Origin of the sequence: Mesorhizobium sp. WSM4887 (assembly GCF_029625865.1) — a bacterium.
In the GTDB taxonomy this organism is placed as follows: domain Bacteria; phylum Pseudomonadota; class Alphaproteobacteria; order Rhizobiales; family Rhizobiaceae; genus Mesorhizobium.
The window spans coordinates 1-26,443 of sequence record NZ_JARTVP010000003.1 but is presented as its reverse complement, the minus strand read 5'-3'; the positions used below and the strand labels follow the sequence as shown (position 1 = coordinate 26,443).

22 protein-coding genes and 1 tRNA gene are annotated in these 26,443 nt (G+C 61.2%); 4 read left to right on the top strand and 19 right to left on the bottom strand.

The window, feature by feature from the left end; all coding sequences use genetic code 11:
* Positions 1–13 precede the first annotated feature (13 nt).
* The 4 genes from P9230_RS13675 to obgE form a co-directional block, all read right to left on the bottom strand.
* A complete protein-coding gene (locus tag P9230_RS13675) occupies positions 14–601 on the bottom strand; it encodes a nicotinate-nucleotide adenylyltransferase (RefSeq protein ID WP_067319708.1) in 588 nt (195 codons plus the stop codon).
* 249 nt (positions 602–850) lie between these two features.
* The gene (locus P9230_RS13670; RefSeq protein WP_278119504.1) at positions 851–2,137 is read right to left on the bottom strand and encodes a glutamate-5-semialdehyde dehydrogenase; all 1,287 of its coding nucleotides are present in this window, start codon (positions 2,135–2,137) and stop codon (positions 851–853) included.
* Between the two features lie 18 nt (positions 2,138–2,155).
* Positions 2,156–3,313, bottom strand: a complete 1,158-nt coding sequence (proB, locus tag P9230_RS13665) for a glutamate 5-kinase (protein WP_278057040.1) — start codon at positions 3,311–3,313, stop codon at positions 2,156–2,158.
* Positions 3,310–4,347, bottom strand: a complete 1,038-nt coding sequence (gene obgE, locus P9230_RS13660; protein WP_278119502.1) for a GTPase ObgE — start codon at positions 4,345–4,347, stop codon at positions 3,310–3,312. The genes proB and obgE overlap by 4 nt, the downstream gene beginning before the upstream one ends.
* Before the next feature lie 148 nt (positions 4,348–4,495).
* Here obgE and P9230_RS13655 point away from each other — a divergent pair, with 148 nt between their 5' ends.
* Positions 4,496–5,359 carry an endonuclease/exonuclease/phosphatase family protein gene (locus P9230_RS13655; protein ID WP_278119500.1) on the top strand — a complete coding sequence of 288 codons (864 nt, stop codon included), beginning with the start codon at positions 4,496–4,498 and terminating at the stop codon, positions 5,357–5,359.
* Between the two features lie 163 nt (positions 5,360–5,522).
* On the opposite strand, the gene P9230_RS13650 is transcribed toward P9230_RS13655, so the two are convergent.
* From P9230_RS13650 to rplU, 3 genes are all read right to left on the bottom strand, one after another.
* On the bottom strand, positions 5,523–6,110 hold the full coding sequence (locus P9230_RS13650; protein WP_067001577.1) for a GNAT family protein: 588 nt from the start codon (positions 6,108–6,110) through the stop codon (positions 5,523–5,525).
* Positions 6,111–6,235: 125 nt separating this feature from the next.
* Positions 6,236–6,505, bottom strand: a complete 270-nt coding sequence (gene rpmA / locus P9230_RS13645; RefSeq protein WP_040991608.1) for a 50S ribosomal protein L27 — start codon at positions 6,503–6,505, stop codon at positions 6,236–6,238.
* Positions 6,506–6,605: 100 nt separating this feature from the next.
* Positions 6,606–7,322 (bottom strand): 50S ribosomal protein L21, encoded by a 717-nt coding sequence (rplU, locus tag P9230_RS13640; RefSeq protein WP_067001574.1) that lies wholly within the window; start codon positions 7,320–7,322, stop codon positions 6,606–6,608.
* A gap of 316 nt (positions 7,323–7,638) precedes the next feature.
* Here rplU and P9230_RS13635 point away from each other — a divergent pair.
* Together P9230_RS13635 and P9230_RS13630 are read left to right on the top strand one after the other, a co-directional pair.
* A tRNA-Ser gene (locus tag P9230_RS13635) sits at positions 7,639–7,728 on the top strand.
* Positions 7,729–7,842: 114 nt separating this feature from the next.
* Positions 7,843–9,165: an integrase gene (locus P9230_RS13630; RefSeq protein ID WP_063169217.1), complete on the top strand. Its 1,323-nt coding sequence runs from the start codon at positions 7,843–7,845 to the stop codon at positions 9,163–9,165.
* A gap of 1,453 nt (positions 9,166–10,618) precedes the next feature.
* On the opposite strand, the gene P9230_RS13625 is transcribed toward P9230_RS13630, so the two are convergent.
* The 12 genes from P9230_RS13625 to P9230_RS13570 all read right to left on the bottom strand — a co-directional run bounded on the left by P9230_RS13625 (position 10,619) and on the right by P9230_RS13570 (position 24,777).
* On the bottom strand, positions 10,619–12,520 hold the full coding sequence (locus P9230_RS13625; protein ID WP_082826564.1) for an EAL domain-containing protein: 1,902 nt from the start codon (positions 12,518–12,520) through the stop codon (positions 10,619–10,621).
* A 175-nt stretch (positions 12,521–12,695) separates the two neighbouring features.
* The gene (gene ubiM / locus P9230_RS13620; protein WP_024502870.1) at positions 12,696–13,877 is read right to left on the bottom strand and encodes a 5-demethoxyubiquinol-8 5-hydroxylase UbiM; all 1,182 of its coding nucleotides are present in this window, start codon (positions 13,875–13,877) and stop codon (positions 12,696–12,698) included.
* A gap of 280 nt (positions 13,878–14,157) precedes the next feature.
* Positions 14,158–14,775 (bottom strand): hypothetical protein, encoded by a 618-nt coding sequence (locus P9230_RS13615; RefSeq protein WP_063169219.1) that lies wholly within the window; start codon positions 14,773–14,775, stop codon positions 14,158–14,160.
* 728 nt (positions 14,776–15,503) lie between these two features.
* On the bottom strand, positions 15,504–15,659 hold the full coding sequence (gene ccoS / locus P9230_RS13610; protein ID WP_081714250.1) for a cbb3-type cytochrome oxidase assembly protein CcoS: 156 nt from the start codon (positions 15,657–15,659) through the stop codon (positions 15,504–15,506).
* Between the two features lie 5 nt (positions 15,660–15,664).
* Positions 15,665–17,944, bottom strand: a complete 2,280-nt coding sequence (locus tag P9230_RS13605) for a cation-translocating P-type ATPase (RefSeq protein WP_063169220.1) — start codon at positions 17,942–17,944, stop codon at positions 15,665–15,667.
* Positions 17,941–18,438: a FixH family protein gene (locus P9230_RS13600; protein ID WP_063169221.1), complete on the bottom strand. Its 498-nt coding sequence runs from the start codon at positions 18,436–18,438 to the stop codon at positions 17,941–17,943. The genes P9230_RS13605 and P9230_RS13600 overlap by 4 nt, the downstream gene beginning before the upstream one ends.
* Positions 18,435–19,994: a cytochrome c oxidase accessory protein CcoG gene (ccoG, locus tag P9230_RS13595; protein ID WP_063169222.1), complete on the bottom strand. Its 1,560-nt coding sequence runs from the start codon at positions 19,992–19,994 to the stop codon at positions 18,435–18,437. Before ccoG ends, P9230_RS13600 begins: the two co-directional genes overlap by 4 nt.
* A 167-nt stretch (positions 19,995–20,161) precedes the next feature.
* Complete coding sequence (gene ccoP, locus P9230_RS13590; RefSeq protein ID WP_063169223.1) at positions 20,162–21,025, bottom strand: cytochrome-c oxidase, cbb3-type subunit III; 864 nt, start codon at positions 21,023–21,025, stop codon at positions 20,162–20,164.
* A 2-nt stretch (positions 21,026–21,027) separates the two neighbouring features.
* On the bottom strand, positions 21,028–21,177 hold the full coding sequence (locus P9230_RS13585) for a cbb3-type cytochrome c oxidase subunit 3 (protein ID WP_024502864.1): 150 nt from the start codon (positions 21,175–21,177) through the stop codon (positions 21,028–21,030).
* Positions 21,178–21,188: 11 nt separating this feature from the next.
* Complete coding sequence (gene ccoO, locus P9230_RS13580) at positions 21,189–21,920, bottom strand: cytochrome-c oxidase, cbb3-type subunit II (protein ID WP_063169224.1); 732 nt, start codon at positions 21,918–21,920, stop codon at positions 21,189–21,191.
* Positions 21,920–23,539 (bottom strand): cytochrome-c oxidase, cbb3-type subunit I, encoded by a 1,620-nt coding sequence (gene ccoN / locus P9230_RS13575; protein WP_063169225.1) that lies wholly within the window; start codon positions 23,537–23,539, stop codon positions 21,920–21,922. Before ccoN ends, ccoO begins: the two co-directional genes overlap by 1 nt.
* A 494-nt stretch (positions 23,540–24,033) precedes the next feature.
* Positions 24,034–24,777, bottom strand: a complete 744-nt coding sequence (locus tag P9230_RS13570) for a Crp/Fnr family transcriptional regulator (RefSeq protein ID WP_024502861.1) — start codon at positions 24,775–24,777, stop codon at positions 24,034–24,036.
* Positions 24,778–24,929: 152 nt separating this feature from the next.
* Between P9230_RS13570 and hemN the strand changes: the two genes are divergently transcribed.
* A complete protein-coding gene (gene hemN / locus P9230_RS13565) occupies positions 24,930–26,279 on the top strand; it encodes an oxygen-independent coproporphyrinogen III oxidase (RefSeq protein WP_063169226.1) in 1,350 nt (449 codons plus the stop codon).
* The last annotated feature ends 164 nt before the right edge of the window (positions 26,280–26,443 follow it).

The window sequence follows — 26,443 nt, the reverse complement described above, 5'->3', positions numbered from 1 at the left end:
AAGAAGGGTGGCCTCAGCCCTTCGCCGCCTTGCGGATCGCGGTGGAGGAAAGCGACGAGCGCGGGCCGTGGATGAAGGTCCAGGCCGGCGCCCGCATGCGGGCAAGCAGCGGCGCGTCGCCTTCGTCGACGCGGGCATAGTCGAAGGTCTTGGCGACGACCGAGGACAGGAAGGAGAGCGTGGCGCCCGGTCGGTCGATGACGGCGATCGGGAAGGTCAGCACGATCTCGCGCCAGCGCTGCCAGCGATGGAAGTCGCGTAAGGAATCCGCGCCCATGATCCAGACGAAGTCGACGCCCGGATTGCGCGCCTTGACCAGCGCCAGCGTGTCCGCGGTGTAGCGGACATGCTGCGCCGCCTCGAAGGCAGTAACCTTGATCTTCGGATTCCTGGCGATCCTTTCGGACAGCGCGACGCGCTCGGCGAGCGGCGCCAGCTCGCGCGCGCTTTTCAGCGGATTGCCGGGCGTCACGATCCACCAGAGCTGGTCGAGGGCCAGCCTTCTCAGCGCAATCTCGGCGACCAGCGCGTGACCGGCATGCGGCGGGTTGAACGAGCCGCCGAACAGGCCGACGGCCAGCCCTTTGCCAGCGTGGGGCATGTGGAGATAGGGCGCGGGGACGGGCTGCTCGGGCTGGGAAAGCATGACGCTAGGCACCCCCCTCTGCCCTGCCGGGCATCCTCCCCGCAAGGGGGGAGATTGGCAGCTCCTTCGCAGCCGCAAATCCTGCAGTGTTGGCGACTGGCGAAACCGGGAAAATCAGCTGATCTCCCCCCCTGCGGGGGAGATGCCTGGCAGGCCAGAGGGGGGTGCCTAGGCGCAAGCTTCAGCCTCTTAGGGCAAGCGATATCAAGGCCTCACCTGCCCCGACCCACGCACGCGGTACTTGAACGAGGTCAGCTGCTCGACCCCGACGGGTCCGCGCGCATGCATCTTGCCGGTGGCGATGCCGATCTCGGCGCCCATGCCGAACTCGCCGCCGTCGGCGAACTGTGTCGAGGCATTGTGCAACAAAATCGCCGAGTCGATCTCGCTGAAGAATTTGTCGACCGCTTGCGCATCCTCGGCGACGATCGCCTCGGTGTGATGCGAGGAGAAGGTCTCGATATGCTCGATCGCGCCGGCCACGCCGTCGACCAGCTTCACCGCGATGATCGCGTCGAGATATTCCGTCACCCAGTCGGCGTCGGTCGCCGGGCTGGCGTCGGCAAAGGCTTTCATCACCTCGACCTCTGCATGGACCTCACAGCCGGCGGCGCGCAGGGCCTCCAGGATCGGCACCAGATGCGTGGACGCCACCGCGCGGTCGACGAGCAGCGTCTCGGCGGCGCCGCACACGCCGGTGCGCCGCATCTTGGCGTTGACGGCGATCTGGACCGCCATGTCGAGCTTCGCCGAGCGATCGACATAGAGATGGCAGATGCCTTCGAGATGGGCAAAGACCGGCACGCGCGCCTCGGTCTGCACGCGCCCGACCAGGCTCTTGCCGCCGCGCGGGATGATGACGTCGAGATTGCCGCCTAGGCCTTTGAGCATCTCGCCGACCGCGGCGCGGTCGGTGGTCGGCACCAATTGGATGGCGTCTTGCGGCAGACCGGCTGCCTTCAGCCCTTCGGCCATGCAGGCATGGATAGCCGACGATGAATTGATCGAATCCGAGCCGCCGCGCAGGATCACGGGATTGCCGGCTTTCAGGCAGAGCGCGCCGGCATCGGCCGTCACGTTCGGCCGGCTTTCATAGATGACGCCGATGACGCCGAGCGGCGTGCGCACGCGCTCGATATGGAGGCCGTTTGGCCGGTCCCATTCGGCAATCACCTCGCCGACCGGATCCTTGAGCGCCGCGATCTCGCGAATGCCGTCGGCCATCGCCTTGATACGTGAGGGGTTGAGTTTCAGCCGGTCCATGAAGGAACCGGACAGCCCGGCTTCCTCGCCGTTCGACATATCGATGGCGTTGGCCTCTAGGATCGCCTGCTCGTTGCGCAGGATGGCGTCGGCCATCGCGGCCAAGGCGTCGTTCTTGGCCTTGGTCGATGCGACGGCCAACGGTCGGGCAGCGGCGCGGGCGCGGAGGCCGATATCGGCCATCAGCGTCACCGTATGTTCCCCGGATTTGTCATGCAGCTTCAGCATGGTTCATCCTCCGCTGGGTCATTCGTCGGCCAAAACTTGGTCGTCGGCCAATACTTGATCACTGGATCGGCTTACCACAAGGTCGTCGCGATGGATCATCGCCGAGCGCGCCTCGTAGCCGAGCACATTTTCGATCTCGGCCGTCTTCAAACCCGCGATCCTTACGGCATCGGCGGCATCATAGGCAACCAGCCCGCGCGCGATCTCGCGGCCCTCGGGCGACAGGATCGCCACCGTGTCGCCGCGCGAGAAATTGCCGCTGACGAGCTTGACGCCGGCCGGCAGCAGCGACTTGCCCGATTTCAGCGCGCCGACAGCGCCGGCATCGACGGTGAGCCTCCCGGCCGGCTCCAACTGTCCCGCGATCCAGGTCTTGTAGCCCTTCACCGGGTTGGCGCTGGGCTTGAAGAAAGTGGCGCGCTCGCCGCGCTCGATCGCCATCAGCGGCGACAGCTTGGTGCCGGCGGTGATGATCATCGCCGTGCCGGCGGCGTTGGCGATCTTGCCCGCGTCGAGTTTCGTCCGCATGCCGCCGCGCGAGAGTTCCGAAGCGGCGGCGCCCGCCATCGCCTCGATATCCGGCGTGATGCGCTCGACCACCGGAATGAACTTGGCTTGCGGGTCCTTGGCCGGCGGCGCCGTATAGAGCCCGTCGATGTCGGAAAGCAGCACCAGAAGATCGGCGCCCATCATCGTCGCCACCCGCGCCGCCAGCCGGTCGTTGTCGCCATAACGGATTTCGGAGGTCGCGACCGTGTCGTTCTCGTTGATGACCGGCACCGCCTTCATTTTGAGCAAGGTCGAGATCGTGGCGCGGGCGTTAAGATAGCGGCGGCGCTCCTCGGTATCGCCGAGGGTCAACAGAATCTGCCCGGATTTGAGCCCGTCCCTGCCCAGCGCATCCGACCAGGCGCCCGCAAGCGCGATCTGGCCGACGGCCGCCGCCGCCTGGCTTTCCTCAAGCTTCAGCGCACGTTTGCCGAGCCCGAGAATGGTGCGGCCGAGCGCGATGGCGCCCGAGGAGACGACGAGCACCTCCGCGCCGGCATTGGCGAGCACCGCGATGTCCTCGGCTAAAGAGGTCAGCCAATCGCGCTTCAAGCCGGTCGCGCGGTCGACGAGCAGCGCCGAGCCGATCTTCACGGTTATGCGCCGGTATGACTTCAGCGATTTCATGGGTTTTGCCGCCAGCGCGTATCGACTGGAGCGGGAACGGCATCGCGCGCCTCGGCGACCACCGCCATCAGCGCGCGCTGCACAGCCTCGACGCCTTCGCCGGTGACGGCCGACAACAGCATCGGCGCGCGGCCGGCGGCGCGTTTCAGCGAGGCAGCCTTCTTCTTGCGGGCGTCCGCGTCGAGGATGTCGACTTGGCTGAGGGCGACGATTTCGATCTTCTCGGCCAGCCCATGGCCATAGGCTGCGAGCTCGGCGCGCACGGTCTTGTAGGCCTTGCCGGGATTTTCCTCCTGCGCCGAGACGAGATGGAGCAGCACGCGCGTGCGCTCGACATGACCGAGGAAGCGGTCGCCGATACCGACGCCCTCATGCGCGCCCTCGATCAGGCCGGGGATGTCGGCCAGCACGAATTCGCGGCCGTCGATGCGGGCGACGCCGAGGCCGGGATAGAGCGTGGTGAAGGGATAGTCGGCGATCTTCGGCTTGGCGGCGGTGACAGCCGCAAGGAAAGTCGACTTGCCGGCGTTGGGCAGGCCGACAAGGCCGGCATCGGCGATGAGCTTGAGCCGCAGCCAGATGCTCAACTCCTCGCCCGGCTGGCCGGGATTGGCGCGGCGCGGCGCCTGGTTGGTCGAGGTCTTGAAATGCTGGTTGCCGAAGCCGCCATTGCCGCCCTTGGCGAGCAGAAAGCGTTGGCCGACCTCGGTCAAATCGCAGATCAGCGTCTCATTGTCCTCGGCGAATACCTGGGTGCCGGCCGGCACTTTGAGCGTCGCGTCGGCGCCCTTGGCGCCCGTCATGTTGCGGCCCATGCCGTGCATGCCGGTCTTGGCCTTGAAATGCTGCTGGTAACGGTAGTCGATCAGTGTGTTCAAGCCATCGACGGCTTCGACCCAGACATCGCCGCCTCGGCCACCGTCGCCGCCGTCCGGACCGCCGAACTCGATGAATTTCTCTCGGCGGAACGACATCGATCCGGCACCACCGTCGCCGGACCGGATGTAAACTCGGGCTTGGTCGAGGAATTTCATCGGATTTTCAGGTTTCTGCTATTGCGCTTGCGGGATTGCTCTAAACCAAGGTGGAGCCAAGGGCGAGGCCCGTTTGCAACTAAAGCGCCGGATGCACTTTAGCCAGGGGCGCGGTAGCACTGTTCGCGGGCGAGACCGGGAGGCGCGAATGAAGCTTGTCACTTACAATATCCAGTATGGCATCGGCCTCGACGGCAAATACGATGTCGACCGCATCGCCGACGCGGTGCGCGGCGCCGATGTCATCGCCCTGCAGGAAGTCACCCGCAACAACCCGCGCAACGGCGACCGCGACATGGTGGCCGAGATCGGCGAGGCCCTGCCGGACTATTTTGTCGCCTATGCCAGCAATTTCGAGGTCAATATCGGCTCGCGCCTGGATGCCGGCCGCGCCGTCACCCGCACCTTCCAGCTCGGCAACATGGTGCTGTCGAAGACGCCCATTCATCTGTCGCGTAATCTCCTTCTGCCGCGCAGCCGCAGCCTGGAGCGGATGAACTTCCAGCGCGGCGCGCTGGAGGCGCTGATCGAGACGCCGCTCGGCTTCATCCGCTTCTATTCCACCCATCTCGACCACCGCAGCCCCGTCGAGCGTCAGAGCCAGATCCGTTTCCTGCGCCAGCGCCTGCTCAACTACGCGCTGGAAGGCGGCGGCCTTTCCGGCATTCCCGAAATCGGCCTGCCGGACCTGCCCTATCCGGAAGCCTTCATCGTCATGGGCGACTTCAACATGCTGCCCGAATCGCCCGAATATGTCGAACTCGCCGGACGTCCGGACCATGAATTCGGCATGCCTCTCACCGCCGATCTCGCCGTCGATGTCGCCCAGCGCCTGGAGGTTTCCGGCCTCTTCACCTGGATCGACCCCAATCGTCCCAACGATGCGGGCCGCCACAAATGCATCGACTACGTCTTCACCAGCGCTTCGCTCGCCGGCTCGCTGAAGCGCCTGTGGGCCGACCGGCAGGCGCGCGGATCGGACCACCTGCCGGTCTGGGTCGAATTGGGCTGAGTCGTCTTTGAGCGCCGACGCCTAGGCGTGTTGCTATTCAGGTCAGGCTGAGCCGAAAATGACGGCTTCCGAGAACCGGAGCGGAGCGTACTGAAAGTACGCGAGCACCGGAAGCGCAGGAAACCGTCATTTGCAGGCCGGCTTCACCTGAATTTCAACATGCCTAGAAGTGCACCCAGTTGCGCAGGCTCGTCCAGGTCTTGCGGTCCAGCCGGTAGCGCTCGACCGGCACCTGGCCGGCGACGATCGAGTTCAGCATGCCCTGGCCGGCATACTGAAAGCCGCACTTGTGGATGACGCGGCGCGATGCCGGATTGATGACCCTGGTCGAGGCATGCAGCACCTGGATCGAGGTCTTCTGGAAGGCAAGGTCGACCAGCGCGTGCGCCGCCTCGGTCGCATAGCCGCGCTTCCAGTAAGGCTCGCCGATCCAGTAGCCCAGCTCCAGCCCGCGATCGGTGGTATTCAACCCCGCGCAGCCGACGAAAGTGCCGGTGCCGGCGAGCGTCAGCGCATAGGCGATGCCGGCGCGTCGCGACGAGGCCATGGCGAGGAAGGCGCGGGCCTCGGCTTCGCCGTAAGGATGCGGCATGCGGGCCAGCATTTCGGCGACGTGACGGTTGTCGGCCAGAGCGACGAGTTGCGCGAGATCGCTCTCGCGCGGAGCGCGCATGACCAGGCGCTCGGTGGCGAGCACCGGGCAATCGATCGCGTAACTTTCGTCTTCGGTGTCTTCCGCTTCGGCAACCATTTTAGTCCTCCAGGGCAAAGAAAAATGAAAAAGGAGAGATGGAAGCCCATCTCTCCTGATCCTTTTCCTGGCCTGGCCAGACACCGGTTCCCGAGATGGGCGCCGGTGTTATGGTGCGGAACCGGCTACTCCGCTGCTTTGGTAATCGGGTTTACCGAGACGTAGGTTCGGCCGTTGGCTTTTTTGTTGAAGGTGACTGCGCCGGCTTCGAGCGCAAAAAGGGTGTGGTCCGTGCCCATGCCAACGTTGGTGCCCGGATGCCATTGCGTGCCGCGCTGACGAATGATGATGTTGCCGGCGACGACGGCTTCGCCACCGAACTTTTTCACGCCGAGACGCTTGGAGTGCGAATCGCGACCGTTGCGCGACGAACCGCCAGCTTTCTTGTGTGCCATCTAACTAACTCCGATGCGCCCTGAGGCGCTTGAATGGTCTTATGAACGCGTTCGCGTTCCGTTTCAAGTGCGTACCGGCGACGATTATCGCCGACCGTCCTTACTTCTTTTTCGCCAGCTCCTTGGCCTGCTCGCGCCAATCCTTGATCTGGTCGGCGCTGAACGGCATGTGCTCGTCGATCTTGGCGACATCCTTCTCGGTCAGCTTGGCCAGCTGCGCAAAGGTGACGATGCCCTGCTCGGCGAGATCCTTCGCCGCGACGGGACCGATGCCCTTGATCACGGTCAAATCGTCCGGCTCGCCCTTCGGTGCCTTGAACAGCGGCGCGGCCTTGGCCTCTTCGCTGGCGGGAGCTTCCTTGGGGGCGGCCTCTGCCTTGGCTTCCTTCTTGGCCTTGGCCTCCTTCGGAGCGGCTTCGGCCTTCGCCTCGGCGGCGACGTCTGCCTTGGCTTCGGGCGCCTTGGCCTCAGCCTTGGCGGTGGCCTTCTTCGACGGCTTGGCGCCGCCCAGCAGGATCTCGGAGATCCGGACGGTGGTCAGAAGCTGGCGGTGGCCGATCTTGCGGCGCGAATTCTGGCGGCGGCGCTTCTTGAAAGCGATGACGGTGCGGTTCTTGCCCTGCTCGACGACTTCCGCCGTGACCAGAGCGCCATCGACGAACGGCGCGCCGAAGGTGACATTCTCACCCTCGCCATGCGCGAGAACAGTGCCGATCTCGACGATCTCGCCGACCTTGGCTTCGACTTTCTCGATCTTGAGCAGATCGTTGGCGGCGACGCGATACTGCTTGCCGCCCGTTTTGATGACTGCGAACATTTTTTGCCTTTCGCTGTTCGGTCGGCCTCGATGAACCGCTTCAGGCGGTTCGGCCGTCTTTTTGTCAGTCTGCGGGTTCAAAAAACAAGCGGCGCGGAGAAGCCCCACGCCGGATGCGGGCTGTCCCTAACCGAAGGTCGCAAGGAAGTCAAGGCGAGCGGCCCTTGCTCCTGAGCATGCCGCGGGCCGCGCGCCGGTCCGTCGCCTCGCCGACGCTTTTTCAAGAAGCGGGAAATCGGTCGACTAGGGCCTTGTAACTGCGGCGGTCAGCCGTTATCTAGTGCGCCGCGCCGGCAACGGCCGACCATGACCTCGCGGAGAGGTGGCAGAGTGGTCGAATGCACCGCACTCGAAATGCGGCATACTCGCAAGGGTATCGGGGGTTCGAATCCCTCCCTCTCCGCCATTTAGCTTCCATAAAAATCCTTTCCTTTCAAAAGCTTCCTTGTTGCGCTTGACCAGCACGAAGCGAAACATATCTTAGACTGTGTAACAAACTGTGTAACATTAGAGAAAGATAATGCGACGTTCCGCAGCGCCAAAGCCGCATAAACGTGAAGGCATCTGGTATCTCGTCCGCAGGGTGCCGAAGGAATTCGCGGCGTTTGATCGCCGCTGCCTAGTACGCATTTCCACGGGCGTCGCCGTGGCTGACGATCCCCGCGGTGTACGGGCGCGAGATGCAGTGCAAAGCCTCGGCGCGGGGCTGGAGGCGTATTGGCGTAGACTGCGGGAAGGCCAATCCGCCGAGGCGGGGCTGCGTTTCGAAGCCGCGAGGAAGCGCGCGCGGTCATTTGGATTGGCCTATCGCACTAACGAGGAACTAGCAGCGGGGCCGCTCGACGAACTCATGGCCCGTATCAAGCTGCTCCTCGACAAAAAATCGATCGAGGACGCGCAGGACGTCTCGGCCGTCATGGGTGGGGAGAAGCGGCCAGCGGTCCGCCTGAGCGGTCTTATCAAGGAATTCGAGACGATCGAGCAACAGAACTTGCTGACCATGTCGCCCAACCAAATCAAGAAATGGCGTAACCCCAAAAAGCGCGCAGTTGCCAATCTGGTTGGAGTCATTGGCGACAAGGAGATCGCAAGCCTCACTCGGGACGACGCAATCGCGTTCCGCGAGTGGTGGCAAAAGCGGATCGTTGAGGATGGACTTGATATCGGTACGGCCAACAAGGACATCGGCCATGTTTCGAAAATGCTGCGCGTCGTCGATCTGACTCACCAGCTCAAGCTGGAGCCGGTTTTTCGAAACCTGCGTCTTTCCGGCGCCGTCCCCGGGCAACGCGCTGCGTTCACAGCGGAGTTCATTCAGGAGAAGATACTCGCTGAAGGCGCGCTCGACGGACTCAATGACGAAGCCCGCCATCTAATCTATGTGATTGCCGATACCGGACTCAGGCTTTCTGAAGCGGCAAACCTCACCACCGAAACAATCCACCTCGATCGAGAAATCCCGCATGTGCGGGTGCGCCCCAATGGCCGTCGCTTGAAGACCGGTCATTCAGCCCGTGACATTCCCTTGGTTGGCGGCGCACTTGCAGCCATCAAGCTCCATCCGGACGGCTTTCCTCGTTATCGCGACAAGGCCGCGTCACTTTCAGCGCTCGTCAACAAGGTGCTCGCCAGCAAGGAACTTCTGCCGACTTCCGAGCATAGTCTTTATAGCCTGCGACACACTTTCGAGGACCGGCTGACGGCAGTTGAGGCGCCGGAGAAGGTAATTGCTTCTCTGATGGGCCACAAATGGATCCGGCCCAAATACGGCGCGGGACCTTCGTTAGCGCAAAAGCGCGAGTGGCTCCAAAAAATCGCTTTTACCCCGCCCGGGCGAATGTGATTGCGGCGCCATCCAGGCCTTGAGAACCAACCTCACGGCTCCAGCTGTCCGAGCCATTTAGGTTGAGCGTGGCCAGCACGCGCTGCGCTCGCTCGCGATTTCCGAGCTTCCGCCGCATTTGTTCGACCTCGTATTCCAGCCTTTCGAAGGTCGGTATATAGGCATCTCCATGCCGGATGACCAAGTAGGCGGCAACAGCTAGACACCATTCTAGCTCCGTGGCCGATGGATCGGAAAAAGGGGCGACGCCATACCAAGACGAGCAACGCCTCTCGAGGGCTTCCGAACTAGGCAAACGGCCAGCATGTGGCATGGGAAAGAAACCTATGCCTGATCGACGAACCTAAAGTGCTCACGAAGCTTGACCGGTACGCGGGCCATCGGAGGGTTCTGCCTAAAACCGCCAAAAATTTTGAAACACCCATTCATCCGGCTCGAATTCAAAGGGATCGGCGATTTTTGGGTTATGGCTTGCAAGCATAGTTCAGCCCAGACAAGAACGCCTGATATCTTGTCGTGCACTGTCACCCTGCCAAATATGGTGCCGGCGACAACGGCAGTTTGGCGAGCAGAAGAATTCCCGAGACTGAGACGTTCTACGGCTTGGCCCATGTTCGCGCTCCTCCTCGATTGGAGACAGGATGGGCCATATGGAAGCGAATAAAAGGAGGTTGGTGACGAGTCTCGGTAGTGGAGTAGAAACGGGTGGAAAAGCTTGCGCTATTCGCCATCGGCGCCGCTAAGCGCATTTGAGAGAAGGGGCAGCGATCGCCAAGAGATGACGTCCGATCGCAAGCCGGCTAGAAATGCGACAGTGACGCGCCTTTTTTGGCACGACCTTAGCACCCGATCGGGCCTCAGCTGGTCGTCGTTGCGCAGCCGATCGGGTGCGATTTTTATAAAGCTCTCTTGGCTTTAGCTTTGAGAGCCCGTCATCGAGACAAATGCAAGGGAACGGTCCGCCCCCTGGGGACATTCGACATGCCGTGGCAGCTTCCTATGGTGAGCCAGCGCATTCCGATACACGTTTTCCGCGCTCTACCGTTGCTCCAGCACCTGTGCTGAGGCTGAGCGCTTGATCAGGACCCGACCGCTGCTGTTGCGGGATGGTGACTGGGTTGAGGTCGCGAAGACCTTGACCGCGGGTACGTTGTTCATCCCGATGAGCGCTGAGCCGAGAAGCAGCCAAGAACGCTTCCCGTAATCGAATCCTACGGGAACCGCGAAACCAGCGTCCAAAGGACGCAATTCTCCGACGTCGTTCACTCAAGCTCATCTCGCAACTTGAACGCTTGTATGAAGCCGCTGCATGTGCGCCGGTGGACCGGATTGCTGCTATCCAAACCACGTGCTCAGTTTCGCCCCCGTAATAACTCTACCGTCCGAAACGGCTTTCGCGCGTCAGGTCCACCCCACATGAAAGTTCCGCGAGCAGCACGGACGGAGAGGCCGGTCACAACTCCTTCGCGTGCTCTTTTACTACCGAATCAAGTGCCAAATGGAGAGGCACTGCCTTAGAGAACAGGAAGCCCTGCGCGGTTCTGCAGCCAAGCTTGTACAGAGTTTGCCGATCTGCCTCTGTTTCAACGCCCTCGGCCATGACCTCGATCCCGAGCGTCCTACCAAGATCAATCACCGCTTTGACAAGCAGCCGATTCTCCCGGGACTTGGCTAAGCCGCGAACGAAGCCCTGATCTATTTTCACCTTCCTGATCCGACTGTCCTTGAGCGATGCCAACGTCGAAAAACCGGTGCCGAAGTCATCGAGCGCGATAGAAATGCCAGCATGTGAAAGCCGGGCGAGCTTTTCATCCACTCTGTCCGGATCCACTGGGGCTTCTTCGGTAATCTCGATGTCGAACATCGTTGCAGGGAGGTCTTTTGCCGCCAGACCATTAAGAATCATCTCGTCAATATCGCCAGCTTCCAACTCGCACGGTGAAACATTCATCGCCACACGAACATCACGACGGTCAGCTTTGACCAAGCCCTCGATAAGAGCGCAACAGTCGGCGAATACCGTTTGAGTTAGCAGCTGAAGCATTCCAGTTTCGCGTGCCGCTGTCATGATCTCGGGCGGAGAAATGGGACCGTGAAGCGGGTGAGACCATCTTAGCAAGGCTTCAAAACTGACGACGGCTTCAGTTTCGAGTCTTACGATTGGCTGAAACCAAGCGACCAAGCTTCTCATCGTTATCGCCGAATGAAGATCGCGTTCGATTGACTGGCGGCGTTGCAACTCCCGGGCTAGCTCGGCATCGAACAGACAAAATTCATTCCTGCCGCGGCGCTTAGCTGTGTAAAGGGCGATGTCGGCCCGCAACAACATTTCCGTTAGTCCGGGGTTTTCAGCCAAGTAGATTCCTATAGACGCTCCAATGCGGACTGATGCGATCCCAGGATAGGGGCGAGCAAGCTTGGCTATGAGATTGGACGCGAGATTGGTGGGAGAAGGAGAATTCTTTCGCGAAGAAAAAACCAGCACGAATTCATCCCCACCGATGCGGGCGAGCGTTGAGCCCTCCGGTGCTTCTTCCTCTATTCGGCGGGCGATCCTGGCAAGCAGCTCGTCACCCGTTCTGTGACCGTAGGTATCGTTGACAGATTTGAACCCGTCCAGATCAATCAGCATGGCCACAAAGGGTCCATCGGTGTTCTCAAACTGATCGATTGCATGTTCGAGGCCCCGCCTGTTGAGGAGCGCGGTAAGATGGTCCTCCCTGGAATTGCGCTCCATTTCCGCGGCAAGCCGCTCGGCTTGATGTCTCAGGCGGCTCGCGTCACGGAAGCGCGCTTGTCCAACGAACGAGGATCGAACCAGGCCGCCCTCGAAAAGCAGGACGGCAAAAGCCAGAATGTAGTTTTCCGGGGCTCCCTTCGTCAGCAAACATGCGGCGGCAATGAGGAGTGGCGGTGTGATGAAGCATATCGCTGCCGCAGCATATGAGCTGCCGTACGTGACCGCGCCAGCTGAAATGCCCGCCAGAATTATTAGATGCAGCGATGCTTGAGACGTCGTGTATCCAGCCGTTAGGACGGCAAGGAATGACCAGGTGAATCCCGCCAGAAGAGCAAGCCTGCCAAACCAGCGAAGCCGCAGCCAAACCCGTGTCAGATCATCCTGGACTCCGGGTTCCTTCAGCTGATGACGGGCGAGTGCAAGGCGGGCGGCATTTATCGCATTAACGACCGAAAACCAGGCCGCGCCAGCAAGACCGTTCCCGGAAAGGGCCTGCACGGTCAAAATCAGCCCGGACAGCACAATGCTTATCGGCATTGAGACGAAAAGGCCTGCCCTCAGATCAGCGAGCTGGTCCTGAAGGATTCTCGCCTCCAGCGGATCTTCTTTTTCCAAGGCTGGACGGGTCAGCTTGCTTACTCCTGCTTGTCCGCAGCCTATGCAGCCCCCCTGAAGGACGGGTTAATTCTTCAATCGGAGATCAGCGTCGGGGAGCAGGATTACTCCGGTGCATCATGCACTCTCTCATCGCTCGCCCAGCACGCGCAAAAATGCGACTGCTGGTGCAGTATCACCGCTGGAGCTCCGCCGAAATCCCATGCCGGACAAGGGGAACATGTTGGGCAAAGCGAAGCCCCAGATGCCTTGCAAGCCGTGCCGCCAGGTGGTCTCTGGAGTAGAGTCCAACCAATATGTTCGTTGCATGGTAGAGCGGCGCCGCCGACAGGCGCAGCCGCCTTTCGTATATATGCAGCATGTCGGGGTCGCCAACATTGCGGCCGTCGCGGCACGCAGTCATGATTCCACGGGCGAGTTGCTTCTGGCTGCTGAGACCGATGTTGAATCCGTGAGCGGTCACCGGGTGCATGCCGATGGCAGCGTCGCCGATGAGTGCGGCGCTCGGCGCCCGGAATTTGTGCGCCCAGGTCGTGACCAGCGGATAGGTGTGGCGCTTGCTTGCCAAGGTCATTTTTCCAAGGCGCCCTCGACACCGTTTCGTCAACTCCGACAGGAACAAATCATCATCGAAGGCAAGCAGTCTATAGGCCTCGTTTGAGCGCAATGTGAGCAGCAGCGACGACATGCCCTCCGCGAGGGGCAATATCGCTATCGTCTGATGGTGATCGAACCATTCGATGGCGATCTGGTGGTGGGCGCGCTCGTGCCTCACTCGGCAAATCAGCATCGAGTGGCCAAGCCGGTTGATATCGGCGCCGATGCCTAGCAGATCACGCGTGGCGGACAAACGCGAATCCGCGGCAACAACCAGCCGAGCAGTTAAACGCGCGCCATTAGAGAGCGTTACGACTGCTCCTTCTTGGCTGTTTGTTGCATCGACGACCGAGTGGCCGCACAACAGCCGGGCGCGATCCTGCAAGCGGACGATTTTGAACAGCGCCTCGCGGATCCGGCAATTTGGAACCAAAACCCCCAGCGGTTCTCCAGAGTTGCTGGGAGGATCGAAACGAAGAGCGAATGCGCTCGAGCCGTTGAGCACGCGCGCGCCTTGAAGTGCTGATTTGTCCGAAGCCGGGATGACATCCCAGGCGCCGAGCTCGCGAAGGGTTCTGATCGAAGCGTTGGTCAGCGCGATTTCGCGACCATCGAAAGCCGGATTCGCCAGACTATCGAATGTGTTCTGTTCAACAACTGCCACCTTGAGTTCGCTTTGGGCAAGCGACGCAGCGAACGAAAGGCCGACCGGGCCGGCTCCAACGACAACGATGTCAAAATTATCGTCAGAGCCCATCAGCGTGCCGCCATCCGGTCGCCTATCCTCGTGTAACGGTGGAACTGAGCCGAGTGACATGAGCTCCGTGCCCGCCGCATTGCCTAAAGGCGCTGGGCCGGGAGATTCGCATCGATCGGCAACGAAGCACTCAAAGCGCTCAGAGGTGGATGCGGCTAACCGATCCCGCCCTTTCGCCGCGCAGCCGCGCAGATCGCCGCCAGCAAGCGAGACACTCGCGACGCTGGTCAGCGACGGCCGCGCCGCATCGATCGCCACATTCCACCTGGAACCCTTGCGCATACTACTCACGCTCCACGACGTCGAAGCGGGCTCTCTTGCGAGGGTGAGGGTATCGAACGTAGCGCTCTCTCTCGTCATCCCAGCCAAGGTAGCGGAAACTTTTATCCACGACCGCGCATATCTCATCAAGAACCTGCTGCATGGCTTCGATGTCGATGTCCTTGCAATTCAGTCGCCGATAGAGCAAAGCCCACGCGGCGACATAGTCGTCGAAATAGCGCGCGTCACTCGAACCAATGATCAACTTCGGACGGTTGATCGATTTCGAAAACGCACGTCCCAACCCCGATGATGCTCCGCAGCACGTTGACATCACGAGGATCTTCGGCGCTGGATGCGAGCCCTGGAACATTTTTACGAAGTCAGCCCAAAGAAGGCCACTTCGCCCACTGGACGAAGCGATCCCGTCACCATTGCCGTGCCCGGCGATGTGAAGCACGTCGCACTCCGCCTCCATCGCTCGTACTACAGCCTCACCAAATTTCGTTCGGTTCAACGCCATTTGGAGCTCCGCGCGGATGTTGACAGCCTTTAACAAGTGCTGCACGATCGGTCCCTCTTGCCTGTCGGCGAAGTAGTCATTTGCATTGTGGCAGTCGATGATGTGTACGGTGTTCATGGTACTCCAGCCGCTTGTTCGTTCATCGTCGTGACGAGCGGACACCACGCGCGCGGAACCGCGTGACGTGCGCTGGGTTCCGGTACCGTCGCATAGCCTCAAGGCGCGGGCCGGGAATCGGGATGGATCGGCAACGACGCACACAACCCATCAAAGGCGAAAGCTGTTGATCGGCCCCCTGTCCGCGCAAGCCACGCGGATGGTCAGCCAGCAAGCGAGATACACACGACGCCGGTCAGCTAATGGCTGCGCCGTAAGCACAAGGCATGGCCGACCACACGACAGAAAACCCAGAACCGTGAAGGTGCTGATAATGACGACCAATCTTTCCGTAAGTCATGCATTTCTCCGTCGAAGACTGGTCAATAGACCACGCCGATGAGTATGACCCTGATCTGGATCAGCCAGACATGACCAATCGGCACTGGCGGTTCACGGTCAGGTGATCGACCGTGACGTTCCACTTTGGAACCCGTGCGCACATTGCCAAGCTCTCGTCCGGCCACGCGAGGTACTCTCGTGGCATCACACGCCTCATACTGGGTGCAATGGGAGGCAGTCCTTCGCACGACAGAGGCTTTTCACAAATGTAGTGTGCAGCTTAGGTCAAGATGGTCATGGAGCATGGAGCATGGAGCATGGAGCATGGAGCATGGACAGCTTGTTCCCGACCGAGCCGGCTCGACTGACGAGCGCGATCCGCGCATCTTATGCACAGCGGATTGAAATCAGCGTTCCGGTTTGTCGTCCCGATCAATTAGTATCCGCTCGGCGGCTCCGTCGAGATCTTCGTATTGACCGCTTCGCAATGCCCAGACGAAGCCGGACACACCCAGTGCACCCAGAAAAAGGGCCACTGGTATGAGATAGAGCAACGTCGTCACGAGGATTATGCCGAATAGCTGACTGCGGAGCGTCCGACTTTTTGAATAACTTGCAGCGTCGCATTCGCCCCGAAGCCGTGCAAGCGCAATGCGTTTCCAATAACAAGCACCGATGAGGCAGACATGGCAATCGCCGCTAACAAAGGCGTGGCGTGGCCCAGGATGGCGATCGGCACGGCGACGGCATTGTAGACGATCGCAATCGCGATGTTCTGGCGGATCAGGTGTCCCGCCTTGCGCGAGACGTCCAGCGCGAGAGGCACTGCCAGAAGGCTTTCGCGCAGGAATACGAAGTCGGCGGCATTGCGGCCAATGTCGGCGGCGGTGGCCGGAGCGATCGAGACATGCGCCGCGCTCAGCGCCGGCGTGTCGTTGAGGCCGTCGCCAACCATCAGAACCTTGTGTCCGTCTTTCGCCAGGGTCTCGATGCGCTCGACCTTGCCCGACGGCAGCAGGCACGGAACGAAGTCCTCGACACCCAGCATTCTTGCAACTTCACCGCAGGCACCTGCGGTATCGCCCGACAGCATTTGCATCGACACCCCAGTATCGTTCAATCGCTTGATCGCCGCCGCCGCGTCGGCGCGCAGCGCATCCTCGAAATCGAAGGTCGCGACAATGAACCCGTCTTTTGTCAGCACCGTTCCGCCATAGCCATGGTTGCCTTCACCACCGGTCCGGGCCTTCCATCCAGCCCATCCGCGTCGACCCAGCCGCCAGATGCTTCCGGCGACAGTGGCTTCGATCCCGAACCCCGGATGCTCTGTGACGGCATCGAATTTGTGTTGCCCGCCAGGAGCGGCAAAGCCGGTTATGGCCTTTGAAAACGGGTGACGCGAGTGCGCGGCCATGTCTGCCGCGATTGCCAGCATGGCCGGATCGATCGACGATGCATTGAGGAGCCGGGGTTGTCCGAGCGTGAGCGTTCCGGTCTTGTCGAACACTGCGTTATCAATCGTCGCCAGGCGCTCCATGGCCGAACCGTCCTTGACCATGATGCCGTTCTCGAACAGACGCCGCGCGGCGACCACCTGAACGATCGGTACGGCGAGGCCGAGCGCGCACGGGCAGGTGATGATCAGAACGGCAATGGCGATCGTCATCGCCCGGTGCCAGTCGCCCGTCGCCGCCATCCAACCCAGGAATGTCACGAAGGCGGTGAGATGAACCACGGGCGCGTAGAGTGCCGACACGCGATCAGCGATGCGGCGATAGTGCGCGCGACCGCCCTCTGCGGCTTCCATCAGCCGAACCATTTCGGCGAGGAACGAATCCTTCGCGGCGGCGGTCGCCTCGATCGTCAGCGGGCCGGTAAGATTGAGCACGCCGGCCTGCACGGCTTCGCCCGGCGCCACGTTTTTCGGCGCGCTTTCGCCTGAGGCCAGCGAGCAGTCGAGATCAGACGCTCCGTGGATGATCTTGCCGTCGACGGGGATCCTTTCACCGGCCGCGATCAGCAGCTGCATCCCCGGTTCGATCTCGCCAACCGGCAGATAGTCGCGCGCGCCATCGCCGCGCAGCACCATGGCGCCGCGTGCGGCCAGCTGCGACAGGCCTTTCACCGCGGTGCGGGCACGTTCGCGCATCACGTGATCCAGCGTCCTGCCGATCAAAAGGAAAAAAAGCAGCGAAACCGACGCGTCGAAATAGGCGTGGTCGCCATGGTTGATCGTCTCATAGAGGCTCATGGCGTAAGCGAGCGACACTCCGACCGCGATCGGCACGTCCATGTTCATGCGGCCGTGGCGCAGTGCATTCCAGGCCGAGCGGAAGAAGATGCCGCCGGCGAAGGCGAGCGCTGGGATGGCGATCAATGCGGAGACCCAGTGAAACAGGTCGCGGGTAGCCCCTTCGGCCCCGGACCAGACAGAGACCGAAAGCAGCATGATATTGCCCGCCGCGAACCCGGCAACCGCGACGGCGCGGATCAACTCCGAAAGCGTCCTGTCCTTTTCATCAATCTCGGGGGCGAAGAGATGCGCCTGGTAGCCGAGCCGTCCAAGCGCGGCGACGAACGGTGGAACCTCGTCGCCACGCCAGCGGACCGAGACCCGTTTCGTCGACAGGTTGACGCGGGCGCTCTCGACGCGATCGAGCGTTCCCAACGCCGTCTCGATCGTCTGGATACAAGCTGCGCAATGAACGCTCGGCACCGAAAGATCGGTTTGGCGGAGATCATCTCCAAGCGATCGGCTCGCCAGCCTGATCTCTTGACTAGACGGCAGGACCGACGTGGTGCTGCCCAGATCAAGCGCCATTTCGGCGCCCGGTGCACAACAACTCATTTCAGCGCTCCATGGGAAATCATGATCCTGCGGACTTCGCGGTAGGGCTCGGCCAGACCGGCGTCAGCGTCGACTTCGACGATCCAGACGCCATCCTTCGGCATGTGCTGGGCTGCGAATTCCTGGCCGGAGGCGAGGGCGAGGTTGACCGCCTTGTCCTCTTTCTCGTAGGCGGGATGGCGAAACAGCACCTTGACGCCATGCAAGGCAATCGGCTTGCCGACGGCGTCGGTAAGGCTATAGCGGACCTCGCCCCATGCGATGGTCAGCTTGCCGGTCCAGCCGAGCGCTGCCTGCGCCCGCCCCTCCTCGGCCTTCTTGTTGAACTGCTGGCTCGCCACATAGGTGTTTTCGACGACAAGGCCGGTCCAGCTCGTGTTGGCGAGCGTTGCCATCGTCAGATTGACCGCGATGACCACCCCGAAAAAGGCTAGGATGATGGCCAGCATGTGCCTGCCGGTGAATACGCGGGGTTTTTCAGCGTTAGCGGTCATCTGGCAGTCTCCGGCGCGTTGAAGGTGGCGGTGTATTCGTCCGCCTCGAAGCTCGCCTTGTCCTCGACACGGAACTTGAAGGTCTGCGCTGTGCCCTGGATTTGATCCGCCGGCTGGCGCACGAAGACCTTCAGCATTTTCAGGCGGTCGGGTTCGACCGGAATGGCAAAAGAACGGCCTTCCGGGATGTCGTCGCCGACCACGCTCATCTCGGCGCCCTGCAAGCCTTGAATCGCGACAACGATCGTCCTTGGCTCGGGGATCATGTTGAGCAGCTTGACGGTGTAGCCGTTGCGGATCGAGCCGTCGGACAGCGTGACAAATTGCGGATTGCGATCATGCAGCACGTTGACTTCGAGCCGATCGCGCGTCAGCAGCGAATAGAGCAGACCCAGGCCGATCAGCGACCAGATACCCATGTAGACGTAGGTGCGTGGCCGAAAGATCTTGCGGATATGGAAATGCGCCACCTTGTCGGAGAACAGGCCATCAGCGGTCCTGACCTGCGACGGGTTGACTGAACTGGAGCCGCCCGCGGTCGCCAGCATCATGTTGGCGTTGTAGTCGGACAGTGTCGCATAGGAGATCAGCCCGCGCTCCTTGCCGAGCTTGTCCATGACCCCGTCGCAGGCGTCTATGCACAGCGCGCAGGTGATGCATTCCATCTGCTGGCCATCGCGGATGTCGATCCCCATCGGGCAGACCGCGACGCAGGCATTGCAGTCGACGCAGTCACCGACCGGCAGCCCTGCGGCAAGGACCTTCTTGGCGTGGCGAGAACGCGGTTCGCCGCGCCAGTCATTGTAGGTGACGGTGAGAGAACTTTCGTCGAGCATCGCTGCCTGGATGCGCGGCCATGGGCACATGTAGGTGCAGACCTGCTCGCGCATCAGACCGCCGAACGTGTAGGTGGTAGCCGTCAGCACGGCGACAGTGATGTAGGCGACGGGTGGCGCGGTGCCGGTGAAGAGTTCGCCAACCAGCGTCGGCGCATCGGCAAAATAGAAAATCCAGGCGCCGCCGGTCGCCGCACCGATGACCAGCCAGACGGCGTGCTTCGATAAGCGCAGCATCAGCTTGCGGGCGGTCCAGGGGCCTGCATCGAGTTTCATGCGAGCGTTACGGTCGCCCTCTATCGCACGTTCGACGACGAGGAACAGATCGACCCACACCGTCTGAGGGCATGCATAGCCGCACCAGGCACGGCCGACAGTCGAGGTGATCAGGAAAAGACCGACGCCCGCCATGACCAGGAGGCCGGCCACATAGAAGAATTCCTGGGGCCATATCTCGATGAAGAAGAAGTAGAAGCGCCGGTTCGCGAGATCGAGCAGGACTGCCTGGTCCGGGGCAAATGGACCGCGAGCCCAAGGCAGCCACGCAGCCAGGTAATAGATGCCAAGTGTGATCGTCATCACCAGCCATTTGAAGCGACGAAAGTTGCCCGAGGCGCGCTTCGGAAAGATCTTTTGACGCGCGGCATAAAGCGGCTTGCGGGTTTTGGCGGAATTGACAGTTTCTGTTTCGAGCCCTGTCAACTGCGTCTTGTCACGCATGTGCAACTCCACTTTCCCAGCCAATGTCAGGGGCACCTGTCGTAAAGCCTCGCCGTAGGATAGCCTTGCCGGGTTGTGCAGATCGCATTAGGGATGGTGTCGAGGCCCGGCTCACGCCGGGCCTCGTCCGCTTGGCAGGGGGGACCGAAGAATAGGACCTTCCATTCCTATTCTCCGCCGCCAAGCGAATGGACATAAACTGCAAGTTCCTTGACCTTGATCTCGCCGAGACGGCCAACCCAGGCCGGCATGACGCCCTGTTTTGGCGCACGGACCTGTGCGGCGATGGCTGTCTCACCGGATCCATAGAGCCAGATCGCATCGGTCAGGTCGGGGGCGCCGAATTCCCTGTTGCCTTTTGCATTGTCGCCGTGACAGGCCACGCAATTCTCGGCAAAGACCTTGGCGCCGGGTTGGATCAGACTTGCATCGCGGACCTTGCCGGAAAGGCTGGCCACGTAGGCGCTGACTTGTGCGATCTGGTCGGCGGTAATGATGTCGCCGAAGGCCGGCATTTCCGACAGGCGCGTGTCCGGATCGGATGCGAAGCGGATGCCGTGCGTAATCGTCTGCTGGATCTGCTCGGCCTTGCCGCCCCACAGCCAGTCGTCGTCGTTGAGATTGGGAAAGCCCTTGGAACCCTGGGCGCCGGAGCCATGACATTGTACGCAATTGACCTTGAAAGCGGCGCCACCGGCGGCGATTGCGAATTCGCGCAGGCCGTCGTCCGCGGCGATTTCCGAGACGCTCTTGGACTCCACCGCCGAGATATATTTGCCCTTGGCGGCCTCAGCCGCGGTCAGCTCGTTCCTGACCTCGTTGCGGCTGGAATAGCCGAGCACACCCGTTGTCGCCGAGTGCAACAGAGGCCATGCTGGATAGGCAATGGTGTAGCCTATCGCCCAGACAATGGTGACGTAAAAAGTGATAACCCACCATCTGGGAAGCGGGTTGTTCAGCTCCCGGATACCATCCCATTCGTGGCCGGTGGTCGAGACGCCAGAGATTTCATCGATATGCTCGTCGCTCATGATCACTCGTCCTCGAGCGGAATGCGGGCCGCTTCGTCGGCCAGCCTTCGGCTGCCGGGGCGTAGGGCAAAGGCGATGCACCCCACGAAGAACAGCGCCATCGCAACCAGGCCCCAGCTGTCGGCAAACGCCCGCATCAAATTGTAGGTCATCAGCGTTCTCCTCAGCGGTAGCCGGCGGCTTCGTCGTAATTTTTGAAGTCGACCAGTGTGCCAAGCATCTGCAGGTAGGCGAGCAGGGCATCCATTTCGGTGACCTGTTGCGGGTTGCCGTCGAAGTCGCCGATCTTGGCTTTTGGGTAACGCGCCTCAAGGCCTGATGTGTCGGCATTGGGATCGGCCTGCGCCGCCAGATCCGCATTGGCGTGGGCGATCATGTCATCGGTGTAAGGGACGGCTACAAGCCTGTTGGCGACCAGATGCGTCGAGAAATCCTTCACGTCGATCGGCGTGTCTTTCAGGAACCCATAGCTCGGCATGATCGATTCCGGCACCACCGAGCGCGGGTCGGTAAGATGCGCGACATGCCATGCATTCGAGTAGCGGTCGCCAACTCTGGCGAGATCCGGCCCGGTGCGCTTCGATCCCCACTGGAAGGGGTGATCGTACATGGACTCGGCAGCCAGGCTGTAGTGGCCATAGCGCTCAACTTCGTCGCGGAACGGCCTGATCATCTGGCTATGACAGAGGTAGCAGCCCTCGCGCATATAGATGTTGCGCCCGACAAGTTCGAGCGGCGAATAGGGGCGCATGCCTTCCACCTTCTCGATCGTGTTGTCGAGATAGAAGAGAGGCGCGATCTCGACGATGCCGCCGACCGTCACCACGAGCAGCGAGCCAACGAGAAGAAGCGTGGCGTTCTTCTCGATGATTGCGTGTTTGTCCATCAAGCCCATTACCTGGCTCCTGATCGCGCAGGTCGGATGGCGACGGGGCTCGGCATCGGCTCCTCCTCGCGCTGGTGGCCGAGGATGGTCCTGGTGATGTTCCAGGCCATGATCAGGGCGCCGGAGAGGTACATGGCGCCGCCGATGGCGCGCAGGACATAGTAGGGGTGCATGGCGGCGACGGTTTCGGCGAAGGAGTAGACCAGGAAGCCCTGCTCGCCATATTCGCGCCACATCAGGCCCTGCATGATGCCGGACACCCACATCACCGCGGCGTAGACGACGATCCCGAGTGTCGCCAGCCAGAAGTGCCAGGTGACGAGCCTCAGCGAGTAGAGCCGTTGACGGTTCCAGAGCTTCGGGACCATGTAGTAGATCGCGCCGAACGAGATCATGCCGACCCAGCCGAGCGCACCCGAATGGACGTGCCCGATGGTCCAGTCGGTATAATGCGACAGCGAATTGACCGCCCGGATCGCCATGATGGGGCCTTCGAAGGTCGACATGCCATAGAAGGCGACGGCCATCACCATCATGCGGATGATCGGATCGGTGCGCAGCTTGTCCCAGGCGCCGGACAGCGTCATCAGGCCGTTGATCATGCCGCCCCAGGACGGCATCCACAGCATGATCGAGAACACCATGCCGAGCGTCTGCGCCCAATCGGGCAAGGCGGTGTAGTGCAGGTGATGCGGCCCGGCCCAGATGTAGAGAAAGATGATAGCCCAGAAATGGACGATCGACAGCCGGTACGAATAGACTGGCCGGTTCGCCTGCTTGGGCACGAAATAATACATCATGCCGAGGAAGCCGGCGGTGAGAAAGAAGCCGACCGCGTTGTGGCCGTACCACCATTGCGTCAAGGCGTCCTGGACCCCTGAAAAGGCGGAGTAGCTCTTGGAGCCCGGGAACGAGACTGGTATGGACAGGTTGTTGACCACATGCAGCATCGCGATGGTCACGATGAACGACAGGTAGAACCAGTTGGCCACGTAGATATGCGGTTCCTTGCGCTTCAGGATCGTGCCAAGGAACAGAATGAGGTAGGCGACCCAGACGATGGTCAGCCAGACATCCACATACCATTCGGGTTCGGCGTACTCGCGGCCCTCGGTGATGCCGAGCAGGTAGCCGGTCGCGGCCATGACGATGAACAGCTGGTAGCCCCAGAAGACGAACCAGGCGAGATCACGGCCGAAGAGGCGCGCGCGGCAGGTGCGCTGCACGACATACAGAGACGTGCAAAGCAGCGCGTTGCCGCCGAAGGCGAAAACGACACCGGATGTGTGCAACGGCCGCAAACGACCGAAATTGAACCAGGGCTGGATGTTGAGATCGGGGTAGGCGAGCTGCAGCGCGATCACCACGCCGACCAGCATGCCGACGACACCCCAGAACACGGTGGCGATCGCGCCGTAGCGGATCGGACCATCCATGTAAGCGGATGGGTCAATCGGAGCTGCTGGCCTGAACTCCGTGTTGCGCAACAGGATCGCAGTGAAACCAGCCACTGCGAAGAACAACACCCACATGTGTCGGCGGAAAGGTTCATCCACGCCGAAGCCGGCGGCCACCAGGGCCGCAAAAGCGAACACGCTTAGAAGGACGATCTCTGTGCCGAATTTCATTGCAGATCCCGATCTCGAATCTGGTGGATGCCAAATCCGCAGCGCACTAATCGCGCAGCCGCCGCCCCCTCGCCCTGATCTATGTCAGGCCGCACGATTTTGTGCGGCGCAATCAGCAGGTGGCGAATGAACGAGGAACGCAGCGCGGGCTCACTCCCTCATGGAAGGCGTTCCCTGGGTTGGGCGGGCGCAGACGCGATCGCTGAGGCGAAAGCTGAGGCTCTGCGCGCGTTGGATGCTATTGCCGATGCCCTGCCAAACGTTGTTCGGATCCCATTGGAAACGAACGCGATCGTTCCGCCGAGCCGTGGCAGATTAAGGACCATGCTTCGCCGGTATGTGCCGAAACACACCTGGCGATTGGTCACGTTCCTATCAAAGCCCGAAAGCTGTTTGTCTCGACAACCGTGACGCCGCTTCGTCGAAGGCGCGGCGACATCGCATTAAAAGGCAAACACGGCCCGCCCCGGAGTCATGCGACATGGCCTCGCCGCTTAGGGCCGCTCGCGTCCGCCGCCACAGCGCTTCTCCAGACGGCTTATGCTGTCCACCGTCACATGGCGTGCGTTCTCAATCCGAATCACCCCGTCAGCCCGCAATCGCGTCAGTTGGCGGCTCACGGTCTCGCTGGTGATTCCAAGGAAATCAGACATTTCGGCACGCGTCAGCGGCAGATCGAAGGAGGCCGACCCGGAAGCCGCATCGAGACTGGAATCGATATTCCGGGCCATCATGAGGAGAAAAGTCGCCACCTTTTCCGGAGCTGTCTTGCGCCCCAGCGTCACCATCCACTCGCGCGCCTCATCGAGTTCATTCAGCGTCTGTTTGAGCAGGCGATGCTCGAATTCCCGTGACGCCTTCATCATCCGTTCGACGGCCGCTCGCGGAAACGAACACAGCGTGACTGCTGTTGCCGCTTCCGCATTGATCGAGCTTTCCTCCTTGAAAGGACGTCCCAGAAAATCCGGTGCAAACTGGAGACCGACGATCTGCTGGCGCCCATCCGACAGGCTCTTTGATAGCTTTACCACGCCTGAAAGCACGTTGGAGTAGCTGTCGACGTTCTGTGCCTCGCCGGTCAACTCCATTCCTGACTCGATCCGGCGACGCGAGCAAGTCTTGGCGAGCCCAACCAAATTGTCTGGATCGAGCGCACCGCAGACACCGCGACGCCGTGCCTCGCAAGGGAAGCAAAGAACAGGAATGCCGGAACTATGAATGTCTTGCCGAAAGGTCATGCGTTCGCCTTACCCGATCCTAACTGCCGGCAGGATACCCATCCAGGGTAGAGAAATCCTGCGGCGGTTTGTCCATGAGCGCGGCTGATCGAGATCAGGGTCTGCTTCAGCGATGCGTGCAGTGTTCCGGCGGGCAACACGGTGAACGCGAGATGCAATCGGAAATAGCTGTCAAACTCAGCGAGAACGTCCCACGCTACACCAGCTATCCGACGGCGCCGCATTTCCATTCGGGGATCGATGCTGCCATTTACCGTGGCTGGTTGGAGACGCTGGAAAGCGGCGACGAAATCTCGCTGTACCTGCACATTCCTTACTGCGACAAGCTCTGCTGGTTCTGCGCCTGCCACACCAAGCAGACGCACCAATATGAGCCGGTGGCCGCTTATCTGCGCTCGCTGAATGCCGAAATCGTCACGATTGCCGGTCTGGTGAGCGGCAAGGCACATGTCCGTGCAATCCACTTCGGTGGCGGTTCGCCAACTATTCTGAGGCCCGATGATATGGTTGCTCTTGGAGCGGCCTTGCGGGACAGCTTCGACCTTCTCCCGGATGCTACGGTCAGCATCGAAATCGAAACCAACGACATGGACAAGGCGCGCCTTGATGCACTTGCTCAAATCGGCGTAACGCGGGCGAGCCTCGGCGTGCAGGATTTCGATCCGCAAGTGCAAAAAGCAATTAATCGTGAGCAGAGTTTTTTGCAGACCAAGGCAGTCGTCGACGGGGTTCGTTCGCGGGGCGTCGAATCGGTCAATCTGGACCTGCTCTACGGGCTCCCGAATCAGACACGCGAGACGATCTGTTCCACGGTGGCGCAGGCACTGACCTTGGAGCCAGACCGGATGGCCCTGTTCGGCTACGCACATGTGCCCTGGTTCAAGAAGCATCAGACGATGATCGACGAGGCATGGCTGCCGAGTCCCACTGAGCGTTTCGCCCAATCTCAACTCGCGGCGCGGGCAATTGTCGCCAAGGGATATGAGGCAATAGGACTCGATCATTTCGCGAAGCCCGACGATGCGCTGGCCATAGCGGCCCGCGCAGGGGTTTTGCATCGCAATTTTCAGGGCTACACTGAGGATCGCTGCCCGACACTGATCGGACTTGGCCCTTCGTCCATCGGTCGTTTTCGCCAAGGCTACGTGCAGAACATGGCTTCGACTGCCGGGTACGGGCGCATGGTTGCGGATGGCGGGTTGGCTGCCGTCCGCGGCGTTGCCCTTTCCGACGACGATCGCGTCCGTGGCTGGATCATCGAGCGGCTGATGTGTGATTTTGCCTTCTCGGCAGTCGACCTGGTGGAGCGGTTCGGCAAAGCCGGCGAGCAGCTCCTTCATCGCTCGAGGTCCATCGCACTCCACGATCCTGCCCGAGCGCTTGAATTCGATGGTGACAGTTTCCTCGTACGGACTGAAAGTCGCCCCTTCATTCGAACCATCGCGGCCAAGTTCGATACATATTTCAAAGGGGGAACGGCGAGGCACTCGGTGGCGGTCTGAGCAAAGCACAGTGCGCTCGCCGTTTGGTCGATCGGCGAACCAGCTGCGTTCGTTTTGACCGCTCATAGGCGACTACCGCATCAAATCGTCGACCGTGAACAATCCGAGCCCTAAGCGGCGACCGGCTTCGGCCGGATTTGAAGCAGGGCAATCAAGAGCGACAA